Consider the following 22,170-nt stretch of genomic DNA (forward strand, 5'->3'; position numbering starts at 1 on the left):
TTTTCTTTTGGGCGACCTTTGCACTTTCGTGCGAGTCGCGCACTCTCCCGTGCGCGGGGAGGTCGGCCGCTACGATGCTCGGTCGCGCCTCGGTCGCGCTTCGGCGCAAGTTGGGAAAGCGCACTACACGCACGAGGTGTGATCGCGCCCGCGCTTGGCAACGCGCTGCTGCAGCGCTCGCTGGCATCAGGAACGGCAATGCGGGCTCAGCGGCTGGAGTCGCTCCTGAGGAGTCCGGAACAGGGTTTCCTCATCCCGGTTGATATCCAAGGCATGAAGCCGCCGGGCGGCGTCTGCTGTGCTGGGGGCGGATGGTGCGAAGCTGTGCGCCGTGTGGCCGCACGATAGCTGATGCCGACGAATCCCCGCTCTGCTGACCTTCCATGCTCTCAATCCCTGTCTGTCGCATACGCCCAAGTTGAGAATGCTCAGCATCGCCGCTCAATGCTGGTAGTGAAGGTTCGGATCTTGGGGTGTCTGGAGACTTGGGCTGGCGCGGTGCAAAGCGAACATTGGTGCTGCTGATTGAGCTGGGAAATCTCAGCGACGTTGCAGGAGTAGTCGTCAGCCGAGCTGGTGAGCCACCGGTGCTTTGCCGTGGTCCGCTGACAGTCGGATGTGCCACCTCGGTTCCAGGCCCGTCTCCTAGCGCAACGGCCGAGCATCCTGGCTCAAGCGACAGGACTCGCCAGCATCGCTATTGATGTCTGCAATGGATGTTCGAGCCGAAACGAATAGGGAAACCCTTACGGTTGGTGCGCGCTGATCTATGCAATGCCAGTCAAGCTGAGCGAGGAAGGGGCATTGGTCTGCTGGAGAGTTGCGTAGGGATATCCAGAGTCTCGTGCCAACCAAGTTGCGAGGATGAAATGAGGCGCAACGATGCGGCCGAAGTATCACGTGGTTGTGCAGGTGCAGTAGCCAGGTCTGGTGCTGATTGCTGCTTGGATAATTATCTAGTGGCGTAATGAAGTGGTGTCCTGAGGTCTGACCTAGGATGCATATTGTAATTTTATTTACTTTGTTGCATGTTTTTCTTATTTAAAAATAACTTTTCTACGATATTCAAAATTTTGTGGGGCGTGATTTGGTGGCGTCGCACAACTTCTGCGATGTCTTTTCGTAGAAGCCTAAGCAACTCTATTGCGCGTATCATTCATTCGCGAGGTTAACAACCCGAACAACTGCTCACGGCATCATCGCCTACGTGGCAAGTGGATTCTTTCGAACTAGGTAGTCCAGGCGGGCTCCATGTGCGATTGGACAAGAAATGAGTCCATCCGTAGCGTCGGCCTTGCTTGATTTCTCATCTGTCTACGGATTTTCCCGGTGGGTGTGCTATCAAGCAGAGTATTGATGGGTGATCCGCTCAAGTTCAGATGATCCTCTGTGGGGACAGAAGGATGTCGTCATTCTCTAAAGGAATGACGCCGGCACCATCGCGATACAGAAGAAGTTTGGGGCGATATGGATACCGCGATTATTGGAATGGCATTCCGATTTCCAGGGGCGAACGACACTGCGACGTTCTGGAAAAATTTGATTGACCGTAAATCGAGTGTGACCGAGATTCCATCGCAACGCTGGGATTGGCGTAGTGTATGGGGCGATCCAAAGAGCACTATCAACAAGACTGATAGCAAATGGGGCGGATTCATCGACGCGGTCGACGCGTTCGATCATGAATTCTTCGGTTTCCTGCCCAAGGTTGTGCAGTCCATGGATCCGCAGCAGCGGATCATGCTCGAGCTTGCCTGGAATTGCATGGAAGACGCTGGTGTAGCGCCTTCGAGCGTGCGCGGGCGCAAGATCGCCGTTGTCGTCGGGGTCTTCAATCACGACTACAAGGAGTTGCAGGAGCGCGACGAAATTTCGATCGAAGCGCATCATTCCACCGGTACCGCGACGGCAGTGATCGCCAATCGCGTGTCGCATTACTTCGACTTGCGCGGACCTAGCGTTCCGATCGATACGGCGTGTTCAAGTTCGCTCAATGCGATCCACAGCGCCATCCAGGCCTTGCAGTACGACAATTGCGAGATGGCGCTCGCCGGTGGCATTAATCTGATGTTGACGCCCACCCGACATATTTCTTTCTCGAAGATGGGCATGCTCTCGCCGAGCGGCATCTGTAACACCTTCGACGATGCTGCTGACGGTTACGTGCGCGGCGAAGGCGCGGCGTTTTTGCTGCTCAAGCCGCTGGAGCGCGCTATCGCCGACGGCGACGCGATCCATGGCGTAATCAAGGGCTCCGCGGTCAATCACTGCGGTAGCACCTATACCTTGACTTACCCGAGTCCGCAGGCGCAGGCCGAGGTCATCATGGCCGCGCACCAGCGCGCCGGCGTGGCCGTCGACAGTCTTGGATTCGTCGAACTGCACGGCACTGGCACGCCGAAGGGTGACCCGATCGAATTCGAAGGTCTGCTGCAGGCTTTCGGTGGCTTGGCGCGCAAGCAGGGCATCGAACTGCCGTCCGCATACTGCGGCGTGAGCTCGGTGAAAACCAATATCGGCCATCTCGAAGCGGCCGCCGGCGTGGCCGGCGTGATTAAGGTGTTGCTGGCGATGCGGCATCGTCGTCTGCCGCCGTTCCAGAATTTCGCCCGGCTCAACCACCGTATTGCTATGGATGGCACGCCGTTCTATGTCCTCGATGCCAGCCGCCCCTGGCTGCCACTTGCGCCAGGACAGCCGCTACGCGCCGGTGTGAGTTCGTTCGGATTCGGCGGCACCAATGCTCACGTGATTCTGGAGGAGGCGCCGGCGGTGCCGGTCCGGCGCGGCGTCGGCCGTCTTCGCAGCGATGAACCCGTGTTGATCGCCTTGTCGGCCAAGACCGCCCCGGCCCTGCAGCGTCGCATCGCGACGCTGCGCGATTGGGCGCGTGACGATGCAGGACGGACGCGGCTGACCGATGTCAGCCAGACCTTGCTAATGGGTCGCGACGCGTTGGCTTGCCGGTTCGCTTGCGTGGTGGATAGCCCGGCGGCATTGCTGGATGCACTGAATCAAGCGATGGATGTGGATACCCATGGCGCCGCCACGCCAGATAGTGCGGACGCCGAAGCGCTGCAGGCGCTGCTGTCGAAATGGCCAAAGCTGAAGAAGCAGGCGCGCATCGACGCGATGAGTGCTCTGGCGAACGCTTTCCGTGGCGGCGCGAAGCTGTCGTGGTCGCCGTTGTTCGCTGGCGTGTCGGCGCAGTCCGTGCGACTGCCCGGCTACCCTTTCAAGGGCGCGACCTTCTGGACGCCCGCGTCGATCACAGCGGATTTGCGCGGCGAGGCCCAGGCCGAAGCTCGCCTGCATCCGCTGCTGCACCGGAACGTGTCCGTCCTCGGTCAGCAGCGCTTCCGCTCGACCTTCGGCGGTCGCGAATTCTTCCTTGCCGATCACGTCGTCGATGGCCGCTCGATCCTGCCTGGCGTGGCATACCTGGAAATGGCGCGTGCCGGCGCGAATCTTGCGCTGGCCAATGCTGCCGATGCGGGGGCCGGATCCACTGTCAGCTTGCACGATGTGGTCTGGCAGCGGCCGCTCGAAGTGAAGGACGCCGAGGTGTCGGTCGAGTTGGAGTTGGACGCATCCGACGACGGTATGGCACAGAGCGCCGCCCCGGCCCATCTGCGGTTTCGCGTCGTTGACACGCAAACGCGGGAATCGGCGCATGTGTACTGCCAGGGTCGCCTGCATGTCGATCGGGATGCCGGCGAAATGCTGGTGGATGTCGAAGCGATCGGCAACGACTGCATGGCCGGCCTTGTCGACTCGGTCGCCTGCTACCGTGGCCTGGCCGGCTTGCAATTGCAATACGGACCGATGCACCAGGCGATCGTCGATGTGCGCCTCGGCGCCGGTCAGTGCCTGGCGCGGATCGTGTCGCCCACACAGCGTTCGGGCGGCGACGCGGCGTTCGTCGTGCATCCGAGTACAGCCGATGCGGCGCTGCAGGCGGCAGTGGTACTCGCGTCCGCCATCGACGCGACCAGCGCACCGCGCGCGCATGCGCCGTGCCTGCCGTTCGCCTTGGATCGCCTGGATGTTGTGGATGCGGGGAAGGGTTGCAATCCGAGTGCAACCGAACTGTACGCTTGGGCGCGATTCGCGCCGACCTCATCCAGCGGCGAGCGAGTTTCCCGTCTCGATATCGATCTGATCGAGTGCGTGCCTGGCCAGTCCGTCGGCCGCGTGCGACTGGCGTTCCGTGGGTTGAGCTTGCGCCCGCGCATGGCGCAAACCTCGCCGGTGCAGGCTCCCAAGGCATCTGCGATGCGTCTTCCATCCGAATCGATTGCCGGTGATCTGTACGCGCCGTTGTGGGTGCGGGCGGCGATACCGAGCGCGGCGCAGGCGCCTGCGATGGTGGTGATGATCGGCGAGCGGGAGGATCTGGACAGCCTGCATACGGTGCTCGCGCGATCTCCGCGGTTCGCCGGCACGAGTTTCGAACGCTTGCCGGTTCTGGCCGCGGGCGCCGGACTGGCACCGGAGGAGCAGGGCAACGCCCTTCGCGCCGGATCGCTCGCCGATGCCGAGGCCGCGATCGGGGCCTGGAAAGCCCGCGGCGCACAATTGGAATACTTCGTTTGGGTCGCGCCGAAGCCTAGCGAGAACCTGTCCGTGCAGGCGCGCATCGACGCTGGCGCGCGTACCGTGTTCGCGCTGGTCAAGGCGATGCTGCGCGGTCCAAAGCGCGCACGCTTTGTGCATCTGAACCACTGGGACATCGATGGCGCGCCCGACCGCAACGGCCTCGGCGCCACCGACGTCATCGCGCTGGCCGGGTTCTACAAGACGCTGGCGATCGAAAAGCCGAGTTTCAGCGGACGCGTCGTGCAATGCCCGACCGATAGCGCTAGCTGGGCCGACCTGGTCGCCGACGAATTGCTCGCCGACGATAAAGTCACCGACGTGCGCTATCGCAACGGCCTGCGCGAGACGCGCCGGTTCGCGTCCGTGCATTCGAGCCTGTTGCCGGCCGCGGTGCATACGGGCAGCACGGACTTTCGAACGGAGGGCGCGTATCTCATTACCGGCGGATTGGGGGCGCTTGGCCTGATCGTCGCCCGCCATCTGTGCGAGCGCTATCGGGCCACGGTATACCTGACCGGTCGCAAGCCGCTGTCCGAGGCGCAGCGGCCGACGCTCGAGGCATTGGCCGGCCTGGGCGGTCGCGCGATGTATTTCGCCTGCGATATCACCGATCGCGATGCGGTGCGGCAGGTCTTTGCGACGATCCGCGAGGATCTGCGTCAGCACGATCAAGTGCTGAATGGCGTGCTGCACTCGGCCGGGGTCATCGAAGACGATTTCCTGCTGCGCAAGCCCGCCGAAGCGTTCGCGCGGGTCATTGCACCCAAGACCCTGGGCGTCTGGTGCCTGGATCAGGAAACGCAGCACGATCCGCTGGATCTGTTCGTGTTGTTTTCATCCGTTACCGGCGTGCTGGGCAATGTCGGGCAGAGCGACTATGCGTTCGGCAATGCGTTCGAGGATGCGTTTTCGGCGATGCGCGAGACGCTGGTCGCAGACGGCCAACGCAGCGGCAAGTCGGTGTCGATCAACTGGCCGTACTGGCAGGACGGCGGCATGCGCCTTGGCGAAAAGGAAGAGGAAGCCTTGCAGCGCAGTTTCGGGATCGTGCCGTTGACGACTCAGCGCGGTATCGAGGTGCTGGACTACGCGATCGCGCAGGCGCAGCCGCAAGTCGTGGTGATGCCGGCTGGCGATATCCATAAGGTGCGTGAAGTGCTCGGCGTGATCGCCGAGGATCGCCAGCCAGCGGCCCCTTCGATCGCCATCGCTGCGTCCCCCGGCGAGGGGCATGCCGATGACGCTCCTTCCAACTGGCATGCGCTGACATCGAGTTTTCTCGCGAATCTGTTCGCCTCGCAGCTTGGAATTTCCGCCGACTTCGAGCCCGAGCGCTCGTTCAAGGAGTACGGCTTCGATTCGGTGGTGATGATCGATCTCATCGCCGATCTGGAAAAATCCTTCGGCACGCTGCCGAAGACCCTGTTCTTCGAATACCAGACGCTGGGTGAACTCAGCGGTTACTTCATCGAACACCATCCGGACCGGTGCCGCGCGATCGCGCGCCCCACGCAAGCCGTCGTCGACATCGGCGTGGCAACGAGTGCATACGCGGCCTCTAACGCGCCGCCTGCGCCGGTCGTCGCGCACGACTCAGGGCGCGCTGCCGCCTACGCGGTGTCGTCGCCAAGCCGCAGCCGTGCCACAGAGCCGGCAGCCCCGCCACACCGCGACGACATCGCGATCATCGGTCTGGCAGGCCGCTATCCGCAGGCGGAAACGCTGGAGGCGTTCTGGGACAACCTGCGGCTGGGCCGCGACTGCGTCGAGGAGATTCCTGCCGAGAGGCCGGATCTGGCGGCGAAGTTCCGTTTCCAGCCGGGCGAAGCGACGCGCGCCAACAGCTACAGCCGTTGGGGCGGTTTCCTGCGCGGCGTCGACCAGTTCGATCCGCTGTTCTTCAATATCTCGCCCAAAGAAGCAGAGAACATCGATCCAAACGAACGCCTTTTCCTGGAGATCGCCTCGCAGGCGATCGAGGATGCCGGCTATACGCCGGACACGCTGGCGCAGGCGCGTGGCCATCGCGAAAACCCGGTCGGCGTGTATGCCGGTCTGATGTGGGGCGATTACCAGCTGCATGGCGTGGATCGTCCACGCGACAGCTGGGTTGTGCCGCACAGCTTCTATTGGGCTGTCGCCAATCGGGTTTCGTATCAGTTCAATTTTTCCGGTCCGAGTCTGACCATCGACACCGCCTGTTCGTCCTCGTTGACCGCGATCCATCTCGCCTGCCAGGCGATCGGCGTGGGCGAGATCGACGTTGCCATCGCCGGTGCGGTCAACCTGTCGCTGCATCCGAACAAGTACAACCTGCTCTCGGACATGCATTTCCTGTCCAGTGACGGCCGCTGCCGCGCTTTCGGCGAGGGTGGCAACGGCTATGTGCCCGGCGAAGGTGTCGGCGCGGTGGTGTTGAAATCCCTGGCTCAGGCGCGTCGCGACGGCGACCACATCTACGGCATCATCCGCGGCTCGTCGATCAACCACGGTGGCAAGGCCTCAGGTTTCACCGTGCCAAATCCCAAGCGTCAAGCGGCGCTGGTGCAAGAGGCGCTGGATGCGGCGGGCGTGGATCCGCGCCATGTCAGCTATGTCGAGGCGCATGGCACCGGCACGAGCCTGGGCGATCCGATCGAGGTCGCAGGCTTGACCAGGGCCTTCGCCCAAAACGAGCATCAGTACTGTGCGATCGGTTCGGCCAAGTCCAATCTGGGCCATCTCGAGGCAGCGGCCGGCATCGCCGGCTTGACCAAGGTGCTGCTGCAGATGCGGCATCGCAGTCTGGTGCCATCGATACATTCCGATACCCCCAATCCCTACATCGACTTCGCGCATAGTCCGTTCCGCGTGCAGCGCAGCTTGCAGCCGTGGTTGCGTCCGGTCGTCGAACAGGCCGGAACGCGCAGGGAACTGCCGCGACTGGCGGGCATCAGCTCGTTCGGTGCCGGCGGCAGCAACGGCCATCTGATCGTCGAAGAATACGTCGAGGAGGCTCGCGGCGACTCCGGCGCCGATGCACCGGTCGTCGTCGTGCTGTCCGCGCGTCGCGACGCTGCCTTGCGCGAAATGGCCGGGGGGTTGGCCCAGCGTTTGCAGGACGATCCGACCATCGGTTTGCAGGATGCGGCGTATACCTTGCAGATCGGCCGCATCGCGATGGAAGTCCGCGTTGCTTTCGTCGCGGCATCGCGGCGCGAGTTGCTGGATGCGCTGCGCCTGTATGCGGAGAAGGGGCTGCTGGCCACGCAAGCCTGGTCCGGTCATCGCGATGCCGCCAAACGCGACCCTGCGGTAGCCGCGCGCGGCGCCGCCGCTGCGGCGCGGCTGTCGGAATCGCTGGCCGCTCGCGATCTGGCCGCTCTGGCGCAGGCCTGGGTGGACGGCGTATCGATCGATTGGCGTGCGTTGCATGTCGCCGGCAGCCGGCGTCGCGTGCCATTGCCGGGATATGCATTCCAACGCCAACGTTACTGGGTCGAGACATCGGACGCCGATGCCAGCGGTGAGGGTGGTGTCGCCGCATTGCATCCGTTGATCGACGCCAATGTGTCCACCCTGGAAGAACAGGCCTTCCTGAAGACGTTTCGTTCCGACGCGTTCTATCTGCGCGATCACCGTTTGGGCGATAACCGTGTCCTGCCGGGTGTGGTGTATCTCGAACAGGCCTTGCAGGCGGCACGTCTGGCCGCGCCCGGCCGGGTGGTGATGGCGATCGAGGACGTGCATTGGTATAGGCCGATCATCGTCAACGATTTGCCACAGACCGTGCGGATTTCGCTGCTGCCTGAGCGTGGAACGGTGGCTTTCGCTATCGATGCCTTCGGCGGTGATGCGCAGCAACCGTATGCCGATGGCGCGATCGTGCTCGGCGATGCTTTCGTGGCTGGCGAGGTCGCAGGCGTGGATTTGGCCGCGATTTCGGCTCGAACGGCCGCACTCGACGGCGTCGACGTGGAGGCGGTGTTCTCGGCCATGGGCTTCTCCTTCGGCGAAAGCTTCCGGGTCTTCGAAAGTCTGCGTCACAATGCCGACGAGGCACTGGGCGTGATGCGCCTGCCGCGTATTGTCGGCGTGGAGGCGGGCGATTTCGTGCTGCATCCGGCGCTGATCGACGGCGCCATCCGGGTCAGTCTCGGTGTCGGCGGGTTCAGCGCGAGCACCGGTGGTATCCGCGTACCGGTACGGTTACGCCGGATCGAGATCCTCGCGGTCCCGGGCGAACAGGTGTTCGTGCATGCGCGCAGGAGCGGGGTCGTGCAGGGGACAACGACGCCTGAGCAGTCGCACTTCGACCTGAGCGTATGCGATGCGCAGGGGCGGGTCATGGTGCGCATCGAACAGCTCACCATTCAGTCTGCGCCGCAGCTGTCGCTGCTCGCACGTGCGCGTACGGCGCCGAAACCGATGACGACCAAGGTCCTGCCGGCGACGATGCAGTCGCCCGCGGTCACGTCGGCGGCCACCACGCTTGTGCCGCAAGCGCTGCAGGCGACCGCGACCGCGCGCCTGGTCGAATTGCTTGCCAACGTCACCAAGCTTGCGCCAGCGCAGATCGATCCGCATGCGCCGCTGGAAAACTACGGCATCGATTCGGTCATGATCGCGGGCTTGAACCGCGAGTTGGAGCTGCGTTTCGGAGAAGTGCCCAAGACGCTGTTCTTCGAGTACCAGGAACTGTCCGGCATCGCCGGCTACCTTGCGGAAAATCACGCCGAGATATTGAGCGCGATGGCGCCGGCCGTGGAGATACAGGTGCCAACGACGCAAGCCGTCGCTGTAGCGCAAGTACCGCTTATCTCTGCAGGTGCCCCGAGACTCGCCGCGCAGGAGTTCTTGCGCCGCATCCTGGGGGAAACGGTTGGCCTGGGTCCACACGACATCGATCCGCATGCACCGCTGGAGCACTACGGCATCGATTCGGTGATGATCGTCAAACTGACAGGGCGTCTAGAGGCGGCCTTCGGCGCGGTCTCCAAAACGCTGTTCTTCGAATACCAGGACGTCGCCAGTTTGGCTGAGCATTTGGCCGAGACCTTCCCGGAGGCCGCTCAGTCCTTGGCCGGAGCCGGCTCCGCGGCCGCGCCGACCGCATCGATCGCGTCCGCCAGCCCGAGCGGCGAAGTGCCGTCGGCCGCGGAAGGCGACGATATGGGCGTGCAGGACCATCTGTTCCGGCAACTGCGGCGGATTCTCGGCGCGGAAGCCGCGAACTGCGGCATCGGCACGCCCATCGCGCATTGGCCGCTGGATGCGGTCAATATTCTCATGGTGCTGCATGCCTTGGCGCAGGATTTCGAAGGCGTGGACGCGTCCGCTCCCTACCGCCACGACACGCTGGCCGATTGGGCTGCCGAACTGCATTGGCGGGACGGACGCGCTGAGCAGATCCGCGCGGAACTCCATGCGCAGACAAGCGCACCGAATCCGATGCCCGTGCGAGGGCGCGCGCTCACCGCTTCCGGCGAATTCCGCCGTCTGCGCGGCGGTTCGGATCGCGTCGAGCCGGAAGACATCGCCATCGTCGGCCTCAGCGGCCGCTATCCCGGTGCGAACGATCTGCACGCGTTCTGGCAGAACCTCTCGTCCGGCTGCGACAGCATCAGCGAGATTCCGCTATCGCGATGGGACCATGGCCGTTACTTCCACCCCGATCGCACGCTCAAGGGCGCGGTCTACAGCAAGTGGGGCGGATTCATCGACGGCGTGGATCAGTTCGATGCGCGCTTCTTCAATATTTCCGCGCGCGAGGCCGAACTGATCGATCCGCAGGAACGCTTGTTCCTGCAGACCGCGTGGGAGTGCGTCGAGGACGCCTGCCAGACCCGGCAGTCGCTCAAGGGCCGGTCGGTCGGCGTGTACGTTGGGGTGATGTGGGGCTACTACGCTCAGATCGACGTCACCGACGAGCAGCTCAAGTCGGGTCGGCCGAATCCGCCGTTTTCCTCGATCGCCAACCGCGTTTCGTACTTCATGAATTTCAACGGCCCGAGCATGGCCGTCGATACGATGTGCTCCTCGTCGCTGACCGCGATCCATTTGGCATGCCGCGCTATCCGCAATGGCGATTGCGAGATGGCGATCGCCGGTGGCGTCAACGTGATCGTGCATCCTAACAAGTATCAGACGTTGTCCGCCGCGCAGTTCCTGTCCAGCGACGGCCGCTGCCGCGCGTTCGGCGCCAACGGCGACGGTTACGTGCCGGGGGAGGGCGTCGGCGCGATAATGCTCAAGCGCTTGAGTCAGGCGATCCAGGACGGCGACCACGTCTACGGCGTGATCAAGGCGACCAGCCTCAACCACGGCGGAAAGACCAACGGCTACACCGTGCCGAATCAGGTCGGGCAGACCAATGTGATCGGCAAGGCGCTCAGCCAGGCCGGTTGGGACCCACAAAGCATCGATTACATCGAAGCGCACGGTACCGGCACGTCCTTGGGCGATCCGATCGAGATCGCCGGGCTGACCCGCGCATTCGATACGGCATCCGCATCCTTCGGCCGCGGTGCGGAATCGGGTCGCCAGAAATGCCGCATCGGTTCGGTCAAGTCCAACGTCGGCCATCTGGAGTCGGCCGCGGCGATCGCCGGATTGACCAAGATCCTGCTGCAGTTCCGCCACGATGCCATCGCGCCGTCATTGCACGCTTCGCCGGCGAATCCGAACATCGACTTCGCCCAGGCGCCTTTCCGCGTAGTTCAACAACAAGAGCCCTGGATCGCGATCGGCTCGCGCAGCCCGCGCCGCGCCGGCTTGAGCTCCTTCGGTGCGGGCGGCGCCAACGCGCATTGCCTGATCGAGGATCATCCACGAACCTTGCCGGCGGCCGCCGACGGCCGGCCGGTGCTGTTCGTGCTGTCGGCCGATGGGGAAGAGCGCCTGATGCGCTACGTCGATCGCATGATCGCATTCCTGGAGCGCGGCGGCGATCCGGATGTCGGCCTGGACCTTCGTTCGCTCGCCTATTCCTCGCAGATCGGCCGCGAGGCGATGGACGAGCGCCTCGCGGTCGTCGCGACCAGCGTTGCCGATTTGCTGGATGCGCTGCGCGCTTGTCGCGCTGGCTCCAGCGCCGAGGGCGTTCTGCGCGGGTCGCCACGCCGTCAAGGCGAGAAGCTCGAAGCCATCGTCGGGGAAGGCGAGCGCGACGCGATCATCCGTGGCTTGATCGCTGGCGGCCGCTTGCCGCAGTTGGCGCGCGCCTGGGTGTCGATGCTCGACGTGGATTGGGCGCGCTATGTCGACCTCTTGTATCCGCTCGCTGATGGGGGCGCCCGACCGTATCGCATGCCGTTCCCGACCATGCCCTTTGTCACGCAGCGTTACTGGGTCGACGAGAGGCGCAGCGATGCGGTTGCCGATGCTCCACATCCGCTGATCGACCGCAACCATTCCACTCTCGCCGCGCAGATCTACCGCAAGCGCTTCGATGGCCAGGAATTCTATCTGCGCGACCATATCGTCCATACCGATCGCGACCGCAAGATTCTGCCTGGCGTGGCCTATCTGGAAATGGCGCGTGCGGCCGGCGATCTCTCCGCGGGAGAAGGCTGGCGCGTGTCACGTATCCGCAATTTCGCCTGGCGGCAGCCGTTCGAAATCGTCGGCATGCCCGATGCGCTGACGATCCGCATGCACAGCGACGAGACCGGATTGCAGTTCGACATCCTGCGTGAGTCCGATGCTGCGATCTGCGCGGACGGCGAACTGGTATTCCAGGGTGCCGACGACGAGGTCGCCGACGAATGGCTGGATATTCAAGCCATCGTCGCACGCGGGGTCCGCATCGAACGCGATTCGGAAGAGATCTACTCGGCATTCCGTCGCATGGGGTTCCATTTCGGCCCATCCTTCCAGGTCACCCAGGCTCGCTATCGACTGGCCGAAGGCGCGCTATGCGAACTGCGCCTGCCTGCGCATCTGCGCTCGGGCATGAGTCAGTTCGGTCTGCACCCTTCCTTGCTCGATGCGGCGTTGCGCGCTGGGCTGGCGGTCGAAGTGGCCGGTAGCGGCGATCCGGTCGTGCCGATCGTGCCGTTCGCGTTGGACGAAATGGAGATTCGCCACCCGCTCAGCGAAACTTGCTATGCGCATGTCGTGCGCAGTCGCGAGGCGCTGGCCGCCGCGCTGCCGTCCGGATTGATGCCCATCACCGACGCGACCGCGTACAAATACGACATCTTGGTGACCGATGCAGACGGCCGTGTGCTGGTGAAGTTGCACGGTTTCAGTGGCCGCGCGCTTGTGCGACAAGAGGCGCAGGCTCGCGCGGTGCAGTTCTTCGACGATCACTGGTTGCCTGCTGCGCCTCCGGCACAGGCTGCAACCGCAGGCCGCGCCGCACGGACGGTGCTGGTGGTCGCAGACGACCTCGACCTTGCGCAAGGCCTGGTTCGCGCGTTGCCCGATGGCGATCGCGGCATCGCGGTCGCGTTCGCCGCGAATGGAGACGATGCATCCGCATCGGACCGGTTCGATCCGTTTAGTGCCGCGAGTGGGTCGGCCTTGTTCGACTCCCTGCGTGACCGGGATCTGCTGCCGGAGCGCATCGTGATTTTGAACGGTACGCCCGATGCCGCGTGGTCGGCCGGTGATACCGGCACGAGCGTTTTGCATCGTGGACTGCAGTCGGTACGCCAATTGTTCGTCGCCTCGGAGCGGGTCAATCCCGGCGCTGCGGTGCGGTTGCTCTATGCCTATCGTGACGACGGCGGTGTCCATCCGCAACACGAGGCGATCATCGGATACGCGCGTTCGCTGTTGATGGCCAATCATCGTTTCGAACTGTCCACGCTCAGCGACGATCGAGACGGGATCGAGGTGCGTGCACGGGCGATCGTCGACGAGCTGGACGTGGATGGCAGTTTCGGCGCCAACGAGATCGCCTGGCGCGGCGGTCGGCGGCATCGCCGTACGCTGCGCGCTTTGCCGATGGCCGCGCATGATGCAAATGCCGCATTACCCTTGCGTGATGGGGGGGCGTATCTGATCACCGGCGGCGCGGGCAAGCTTGGTCTGGCGGTAGCCCAATGGTTGGCGACGAAGTGCCGGGCGCAGCTGCTTCTCTGTGGCCGCTCGGCCGAAGTGCCGGCGAGCGCGCACGACGCCTTGGACACGATCCGTGCGCTTGGCACACAAGTCGAGTATCGCAGCGTCGATATCGCCGATGCCGCGGCGATAGCGGCATTTGTAGCGGTGGCCGAACGCGAGTTTGGCGGCCTGAGCGGTGTCATTCACTGTGCCGGCTCCGCCAGCGATCGCTCCATTCTCGAACTCGACGATGCAGGTTTCAACGCGCTGCTCGCGCCCAAGGTCGACGGTTTGATTGCGCTCGACCGTGCGACGGCATCGCTGCCGCTGGATTTCTTCGTCGCGTTCTCGTCGGTCTCGGCGCTGATCGGCGATCTGGGGTCCGGCGCGTATGCGGCCGCCAACCGTTTCATGGACGGCTATGCGCTGTGGCGCGACGCGCAGCGCGTCCGCGGACTGCGTCATGGTCGCAGCCTGTCGATCGGATGGCCATTGTGGGCGACCGGCGGTATGGAAATCACCGGCGGCGACTCGGTGGTGTTCGGGTACTCCGGCATGCAGGCGCTGAGCGAGGCAGAAGGGTTGGAGATCCTCGGCACGCTGCTGCGTTCGGCACAGGGCCGCGTGCTGGTGACGGTCGGCGACCCGAAGCGCATTGCAAAGACCTTGCGGTTGGCAGAGGGGGGCGAGCCACGAGCGGACACGCCGATCGCCATCGAGCGTGCCGTAGCGATGCGCATCATCGATGCCAAGCCGGTGATGCACGACGTTGCGTCGATTGCAGCCCCGCCGACTGTGCATTCCGAGCCGCAAGTGCCGCCAGCCAAGTACAGCGCAGTCGCACACACCGTCGATGACGCGCTGGGTAGCGAGGTCGAACATCTGATCAAGCAACGCATGGCCGCGGTCACCAAGACCCAGGCCTCGGCCATCGGCTCGCGCACCAGCTTCGAGCAGTGTGGGATGGATTCGGTGTTGATGCTCGAATTGCATACAGCGCTGCGCGCAGACTTCACCGAACTGCCGAAGACCGCGCTGTTCGAATACGACAGTGCCGCGCAGCTCGCCCACTATCTGCTAGCGCGCTATCCGGAGGCGGTGCGCCGGCTCTTCCCTGTTGCCGACGCGGTGGCTACCGTCGTCCCGGCTCGCGATGCCGGCGCAACCCCGGCCATGCCGACTGCGGCTCGCGAGAGGACGGTTGCGCCGCTGCACTCCAAGCGCCCGCCGGCCGGACGTGCGCCTGCCGCCGCGGCCGAGGCCATCGCGATCATCGGCATGGCCGGCGAGTTTCCGTCCTCGCCCGACCTGGATCGGTTCTGGCGCAATCTGCGCGAGGGCCGTGATTGCCTGACGCGCGTTCCGGCAACGCGTGGGTTCGCGCCTTCGCTCAACGAATATCGCTCGCGTTCGGGCCAATCGATCGCCGACGCCGGAGGTTTCCTGTCCGATGTCGAGCTGTTCGATCCGAAGCTGTTCCGCATGTCGCAGGCCGAGGCCGACAAGGCCGATCCGCAACTGCGCGTGCTGCTGCGCACCGCATGGCGCGCGGTCGAGGATGCCGCGTATACGCCGCAGACCTTGGCCCTCTCCAGCGTTGGCGTGTTCGTCGGCGCGATGAACGACGACTTCAGCCGTGTCGCCGCCGACCTGCAGCGGGGTAGCCGCGAGTACATCGGTCCGGGGTCGGTGACCAGCGAACTGTCGAACCGTTTGTCGTTCGTGATGAACTTCCATGGACCCAGCCTGACCGTCTCGACCGCGTGCTCGGGCGGGCTAACGGCACTGCATCTGGCCCGACAATCGATTCTTGCGAACGATTGCGAAGTGGCCCTGGTCGGTGGCATCAATCTGTCGCTGCATCAGAGCAAGTACCAGCTGTTGCACGACATGAAGGTCTTGTCGCCGGACGGCAAGGAACGCACCTTCGATGACATTGCCAATGGCCTTGTACCGAGCGAGGGCGCAGGCGTGGTGGTGCTGAAGCCGCTCAGTCGTGCGATTGCCGATGGCGATCATATCCACGGCGTCATTCGGTCCTCGCGCATCGGCCACTTCGGCACCGGGCCGGGACAGTTCATGCCCAATCTGCAGGTGATGGAGGACACCGTCGCCGAGTGCATTCGCGATGCCGGTCTGGTCGCCGACGACATCGGCTGCATCGAAGCGCATGGCACCGGTACCGAATTGGGCGATCCGATCGAATTGAAGGCGCTCGATAACGCGCTGCGGCGCACGTCCAGTGCTGTCGGTCAGTGCATGATCGGCAGCAAGGCGGGTATCGGACACATGGAGGCCGCGTCCGGCGTCGGTTCGCTGATCAAGGTATTGTTGAGCATGCGTCACGGCGAATTCGCACCTTGCGCGGGGCTGCGCCGAATCAACAGCAATTTCGATCATGCCGGTTCGGCGCTACGGTTTCCCGATGCGGCGACCGTCTGGCCGCGCAACGCCAAGGGCACGCGTATCGCCGGCATCAACTCGTTCGGCATGGGCGGTTCCAATGCATTCGTGATCGTGGAATCGCATGCGCCTGCGCCGGGGGGCGTTCCGAGCGACGCGTCCCCGGTCTTGTTCGTATTGTCAGCGCGCAGCCAGGATGGATTGAAGGCCTATGCGGGCTCGCTTGCCGCCTTCATACGCGAGCAGACTGCGCAAGGGCTGACCCATGCGGCCTTCGCCGACCTCGCGTACGCGTCGCAGGTCGGGCGTATCGCCTATCGCTATCGTCTGGCAGTGGTTGCCGCCGACGCGCAGGCGCTGATTGCGGCGCTGGAGCAGCCGAGCGAGGCCGACGGCCATCGCGGACTGTTCTCTGGCGACATTGAAGCCCATGGTTCGCTGGACGTGCTGCGTTTGTTGAGCGGCGATGCAGGAGATGGCTTTGTCGACACCCTGCTGCGGGCGCGAGACCTCGACAAACTCGCCGAATTGTGGGTTCGCGGCGCGGCGATCGATTGGTCTGAAATTCACCATGGCCAACCGCGCCGTCGCGCCTCTTTCCCGGGCACGCCTTTCGAACAGGTGCATTGCGATTTACGCAATGTGATCGTCTCGGACCGCGCCTCCTCTGCACAATCGACGTCGAGCGACGCCCAGGCCGACCACGGCCTGCACATCGGCCAAGCCGACGCCTTCGCCGCGACGGCGGAAGACTCTGTGGAATGGTGCCGCCTGTCGGATGTCCCGTCCGCCGACGTCGAGGATGCATCTGGCCCAACCGCGGCCGATATGCCCGACGATGGGTGGGTGCGCCGTTACTGGATCGAGCACCTGGGCGACGCGACCGATACCGTGGTCGCCTTGGGCGAGCGCATGTCGCTGGAATCCGCCGCACCCGGTGGCGACAGGGCAGGCACGGTGCACGTCGTGTCCGAGGTGGTCGATCCAGCACTGACGCAGTTGCTGCAAGCCTTCGGTTCGCGCCACAGCATTGCCCTGGAAACCTTGCTTGCCGGGGCTTGGGCCGTGTTGCTCAATCGCTACAGCAACGCCCGTTATTCCCAGTTCGGCCTGCTCGGTGCCGATCAGGCCGGCGAGCCGGTCCTGCTGCCGGTTCGGGTGCACACCGTCGGTCGGAAGAAGGTGCTCGAATGGCTGGACGAGTTGCAGGCCACTCTGCTGCGCAAGCATCGCCATGCCTGTACGACGATCGAACGGATCGGCGAATGGGTCGGGCGCGAGCAGTTGTTCGATTGCGTCGTGAGCTTCGCTTCGCCGGTCGCGCCGGGCGAGGATGGCGAACGCCACTTGACCTCGGAAGCGTATCCCTGCGGTCTGCGGCCGCGCATGGAACTGGCTGCGGCGATCGATGTCGATTCGTTGGAACTGAGCTTGATGTATCGCGCGGTCGAACCCGATCATGCCAGCGCGGCAATGTTGCTCGAACAGATCGCCGTGCTGCTCGAAGGCATTGTCTCCAATCCCGATCGCATGCCGTCCGCGCTAGGCATGCGCACCAAATCCGAGAGCCGGGAACGCTTCTGGAAGACCATGGAAGCCAAAGCCATCACCACGGAAGGTTCCTGAATGACTGTCTTCGTCACCGGCGGCAATGGGTTCGTCGGTCTCAACATCGTCTCTGCGCTGGTCGACGCCGGGCACCGCGTCACCGCCATCGTGCGGCCGGACTCGAACACGAAGTACCTGGAGCCGTTCGGCGTGCGGATCGTTCGTGGCGATCTGGGCGATGTGGATGCGTTGTCGCAGGCCATGCGCGGCGCGGAGGCGGTGATTCATACGGCTGGCAACACCAGTTGCAAGTGGAGCGATCTGCCGCTCTTGCAGGCAGCCAACGTCTACAGCACGCGCAATGTCGTCGATGCGGCTTTACGCAACGGCGTGCGCCGGCTGGTCTACACCAGTACCACATCGACGGTGGGCGCCTTCGACGACGCATCGCGCGTGGCCGATGAAAGCGTACCGCTCACCGGCTACCGCAGGCGCAGTCCGTACGCGGCGACCAAACAGCAGGCCGAACGCGTCGTATTCGAGGCCAATGCCCGCGGCCTGGAGACGATCGTGCTGAATCCGGCGGAAGTGGTCGGGGCCTACGATCACAATCTGCAGTGGGGACGGTTGCTGATCGCCGCGTATTACGACCAGCTCCCATTCAGTCCACCTGGCGGTGCGAGCTATTGTTCCGCGGCCGATGTGGGGCGTGCGCATGTCAGCGCGTTGTCCCATGGAAGGCCCGGACAGCGTTATCTGTTGGGAGGGGAGAATATCCGCATCGCTCGCTTCCTGAACGTGATTGGCGACGTGTTGGAAAAGCCGCTGCGCATTCCGAGAACGAATTATCGCTGGTTGCGGCTAAAGACCACGCTGCAGGAGCGCCGGTTCCCGTTCGTACCGGGCCGGCCTGCGGTCGAGGCGTACCGGATGCGCGTGATGGGATGTACGTATTACTTCGATTCGAGCAAGGCCCAGCGCGAGCTCGGCTATCGTTCCGCGCCGATCGAAGCGATGGTGCGCGACAGCGCGGAGTGGTACAGGCGCAACGGGTTTTTCGGCTAAGCCCTTGCGTGGACGATGCCCTGGTAGCGGCAGGGATACTTAACAGGAAGGAATGGAAGAGCATGGACTCAAGAGCTTTGATCGAACTCGAACGCAAGCCTTTCAAGGAACGGCTCGCGCACCAGTACGAAACCTATGTGAAAGAGTTGGAGGCGGGGTACATGGTCGGCCGCCAGGGCTTCGGTCCGGTCGATCGCCGCATGAAGTACAAGGACCTCAACAGCGACGTCTTCAATGACGTGCTGGTGTTCGGTTCCAACAGCTATCTGGGCCTGTCAAACGATCCCTATGTGAAGCGCAAGGTGATCGAGGCGGTCGAACTGTACGGTATCGGCAGTGGCGGGTCGCCGGCGTTCTCCGGTTACACCAAGCAGCATCGCGACTTGGAGCTGCGTCTGGCCAAGCTGGCTGAACACGAAGATGCTGTGCTGTTGCCGGGCGGCTACATGGCCAATCTGTGCTGGGTCGCTGGCCTGATGAACCGCAACGACGTCATCGTCTACGACAAGAACAGCCACGCCAGCGTGATCAACGCGATCAAGATGGCTGGCGTTCCGTTCTATACCTTCGATCCGGACGAACTCGATGGCTTCGAGAGAATTCTCGAGCGGATCAAGTCCAAGGCCAAGCCGGGCGCGCAGATCTTCTCCACGGTCGAAGGCGTGCGCTCGGTCGACGGTCTGATCATCGACTTGAAGAAGTATGTCGAGATCTGCAAGCGCCACGATGTGATCACCATCCTCGACGACGCGCACGGTCTGGGCACGGTCGGGCGCAACGGGCGCGGCACGCTGGAGCATCTGGATCTGCTCGGCCAGGTCGACCTGCGCATGTCTACCTGCAGCAAGGCGATTGGTGCGCAGGGCGCGTTTGTGTCGGGCAGCAACGAGCATATCTTCCTGCTGCGTAATTTCTCCTATCCGTACCTGTTCACTTCGGGTCTGGCGCAACCGACCATCGCCGCGATCTCGGCCGCGCTCGACGTGATGGAGCGCGAGCCGCAGCGCATCGAGAACCTGCATGCCAATGTCCGCTACATCCAGGATCGTCTGGAAGCGGCCGGCATGCGTATCGCACGCGGCGAATCCGGAATCGTGCCGGTGTTCTTCGGCGAGGACGGCGCGGTCAGGCGATTGAACAAGGAACTGTACCGTCGCGGGCTGTTCGCCAACATCATGGAATACCCGATGGTTCCACCGGGCGCCGAACGCCTGCGTTTGTCGGTGATGGCCACGCATACGCGAGAAGAAATCGATGCCGCCGTCGATCTGATCACCTCGACCGCGCGCGAGATGGGGTTGCTCTAGCGCCAGTTTGGGCATTCGCGCGCCGCGACGCGCCAACCAGGTCCGGGTGAGCGCTGTCTTGTGCCGGACTGCAATGTCAGCTCAGGAGAAGGTCATGAACGTGTACGCAGAAGTGTTGTCCGCCATCAACGAGATCAAGCGCACCGGGTTCACCATCGATACGGTGGAGCCGGATTTCTATCTGGGAGGCGATCTGGGCGTGGATTCGAGGGAGATGCTGGAGATCTGGTACGAACTGGAACAACGCCTGAGCGTGCGTATCGCCGATTCGGACAAGCGCGATCGCTATACGCTGCAGGATGTCGTCGACGTGCTGAGTGCGCAGTTGAGCGCCCGCGCGCTCGTCGCCTGAGACGGAAGAGGACGGCTTCGATGACGACGGTGTGGGTGTTTCCCGGACAGGGATCGCAACACAAGGGCATGGGCGAGGACCTGTTCGGGCGCTATCCGGAACTGGTTGCGCAGGCCGATGCGGTGCTGGGTTACTCCCTGCGCGAGCTGTGCCTGGAGGATCCGAGCGGCTTGCTCAACCAGACCGAGTACACCCAGCCGGCGCTGTTCGCGGTATCGGCGCTGGCGTTTATGCAGGCGCGCGATGATGGTGCGGCAGTCCCGGCGGTCTTCGCCGGCCACAGTCTCGGCGAATTCGCCGCGCTGTTCGCCGCCGGCGCGTTCGATTTCGCGACCGGAATCGAATTGGTCGCCAAGCGCGGCGCACTGATGGCGCAAGCGCCACACGGCGCGATGGCGGCGATCATCGGGCCGGATCTGGCGCGGGTGCGGACGATCCTGGATCAATCCGGATTGAGCGACGTCGATATCGCGAACGTCAATTCCGACAGCCAGCACGTCATTTCGGGGCTGCACGAGGACATCGATCGCTGCGAACCGGTGTTTGCCGAAGCAGGGGCGCGCTTCGTGCGCCTGAGAGTCAGCGCGGCCTTCCATTCACGCTACATGCGCGAGGTCGAGAGCGCCTACGCCGAGTTCGTCGGACGGCTATCCGCAGAGGGGCGCCTGCATCCGCTGCGCGCCGATGTCGTCTCCAATCGCACCGCCCGCCCGCATGCGCGCGACGCTTGGCTGCCGAAGTTGATCGAGCAGATCAGTCATCCGGTGAACTGGTACGAATCGATGTCGTGGTTGCTCGCGCAGGGCGAGGTCGCGCTGCGGGAAGTCGGACCGGGCGATGTGCTGAGCGGCTTGTTCTCGAAGATCCGCAAGGCACCGATGATATTGAGCGCCCCGGCGCAGCCGGCGCCCATCGCGGCGAAGTCGCGTATCGTTTTCATGTACTCGGGGCAAGGCTCCCAGTACTACGGCATGGGCCGAGAGCTGTACGCGACGAACGCGGCGTTCCGGGAAGCGATGGACGCTTGCAATGCCATTTATCGGCAAATGACATCGCGCGACTTGGTCGCCGAGCTCTACGACGAAGCGAACAAGCGCCGCGAGATGACCGACATCGGCCTGTCGCATCCGGCCATCTTCAGCATCGGTTACGGCCTCACCCAAGCCATGGCGCATGCCGGCATTCGTCCGGATGCCGTGCTCGGCTACAGCCTGGGCGAATACGCCGCCTCGGTCGCCGCCGGAACCTTGTCGCACGAGCATGCGATGCGTACGGTGATCCGCCAGGCCGGGGTATTCAGGAGCGAGGCTGCCGGCGGTGGCATGCTGACCGTGATGGCGCCGGTCGGGCACTTCCATAGCCATCCTGAACTCTACCGGGATACCGTGATCGGCAGCGTCAATTTCGACGGCAACTTCGTCGTCAGCGGCAGCCGTGCGGCCATCGACGACACCCGACGCGGGCTGGATGCTCGCGCCGTCGTCTCGATGAGCCTGCCGGTCGAGTATCCGTTCCATTCGCCCTTGCTCGCGCCGATCGAGGGGACGTTCTTACGCATGTTCGATGGCGTGCCGATTTCGCCGCCATCCATCGCACAGTATTCCTCCGCGACCGGCGGTCGCCTGGAACGGGTCGAGCCGTCGCATTACTGGAAGGTGACCAGCCAAGTGGTGGATTTCCGCGCCGCCATTGCCGCCATTGCCGACGAAGGGCCATGCCGCTTCGTCGATCTCGGCCCTACCGGGACGTTGTCGGGGTTCATCAAGTACGGTTATGGCGATCGCCTGGAACAGATCGTCACGATCAATCAGTTCGGACGCAATGCGGAAACCGTCGCCGGCGCGATCGACAAGCTTGCGGCCTGAA

The 22,170-nt window shown here is 63.7% G+C and carries 5 protein-coding genes; all 5 read left to right on the top strand.

What is annotated here, in order from left to right; all coding sequences use genetic code 11:
* Positions 1–1,467: 1,467 nt before the first annotated feature.
* A complete protein-coding gene (locus tag ACP93_RS21405) occupies positions 1,468–17,658 on the top strand; it encodes an SDR family NAD(P)-dependent oxidoreductase (protein WP_048489006.1) in 16,191 nt (5,396 codons plus the stop codon).
* On the top strand, positions 17,659–18,645 hold the full coding sequence (locus ACP93_RS01065) for an NAD-dependent epimerase/dehydratase family protein (protein WP_048489007.1): 987 nt from the start codon (positions 17,659–17,661) through the stop codon (positions 18,643–18,645).
* Between the two features lie 77 nt (positions 18,646–18,722).
* Entirely contained in the window at positions 18,723–19,952 is a 1,230-nt protein-coding gene (locus ACP93_RS01070) for an aminotransferase class I/II-fold pyridoxal phosphate-dependent enzyme (RefSeq protein WP_204243616.1), read from the top strand.
* A 94-nt stretch (positions 19,953–20,046) separates the two neighbouring features.
* Positions 20,047–20,304 (top strand): acyl carrier protein, encoded by a 258-nt coding sequence (locus ACP93_RS01075; protein WP_204243617.1) that lies wholly within the window; start codon positions 20,047–20,049, stop codon positions 20,302–20,304.
* 20 nt (positions 20,305–20,324) lie between these two features.
* Positions 20,325–22,169 carry an ACP S-malonyltransferase gene (gene fabD / locus ACP93_RS01080; RefSeq protein WP_048489010.1) on the top strand — a complete coding sequence of 615 codons (1,845 nt, stop codon included), beginning with the start codon at positions 20,325–20,327 and terminating at the stop codon, positions 22,167–22,169.
* The last annotated feature ends 1 nt before the right edge of the window (position 22,170 follow it).

Origin of the sequence: Xanthomonas sp. NCPPB 1128, assembly GCF_001043115.1 — a bacterium.
Lineage (GTDB): Bacteria > Pseudomonadota > Gammaproteobacteria > Xanthomonadales > Xanthomonadaceae > Xanthomonas_A.

Coding starts and splice junctions, on each gene's coding strand:
- ACP93_RS21405 (WP_048489006.1), top strand. CDS start 1,468: ATGGATACCGCGATTATTGGAATGGCATTCCGATTTCCAGGGGCGAAC.
- ACP93_RS01065 (WP_048489007.1), top strand. CDS start 17,659: ATGACTGTCTTCGTCACCGGCGGCAATGGGTTCGTCGGTCTCAACATC.
- ACP93_RS01075 (WP_204243617.1), top strand. CDS start 20,047: ATGAACGTGTACGCAGAAGTGTTGTCCGCCATCAACGAGATCAAGCGC.
- fabD (WP_048489010.1), top strand. CDS start 20,325: ATGACGACGGTGTGGGTGTTTCCCGGACAGGGATCGCAACACAAGGGC.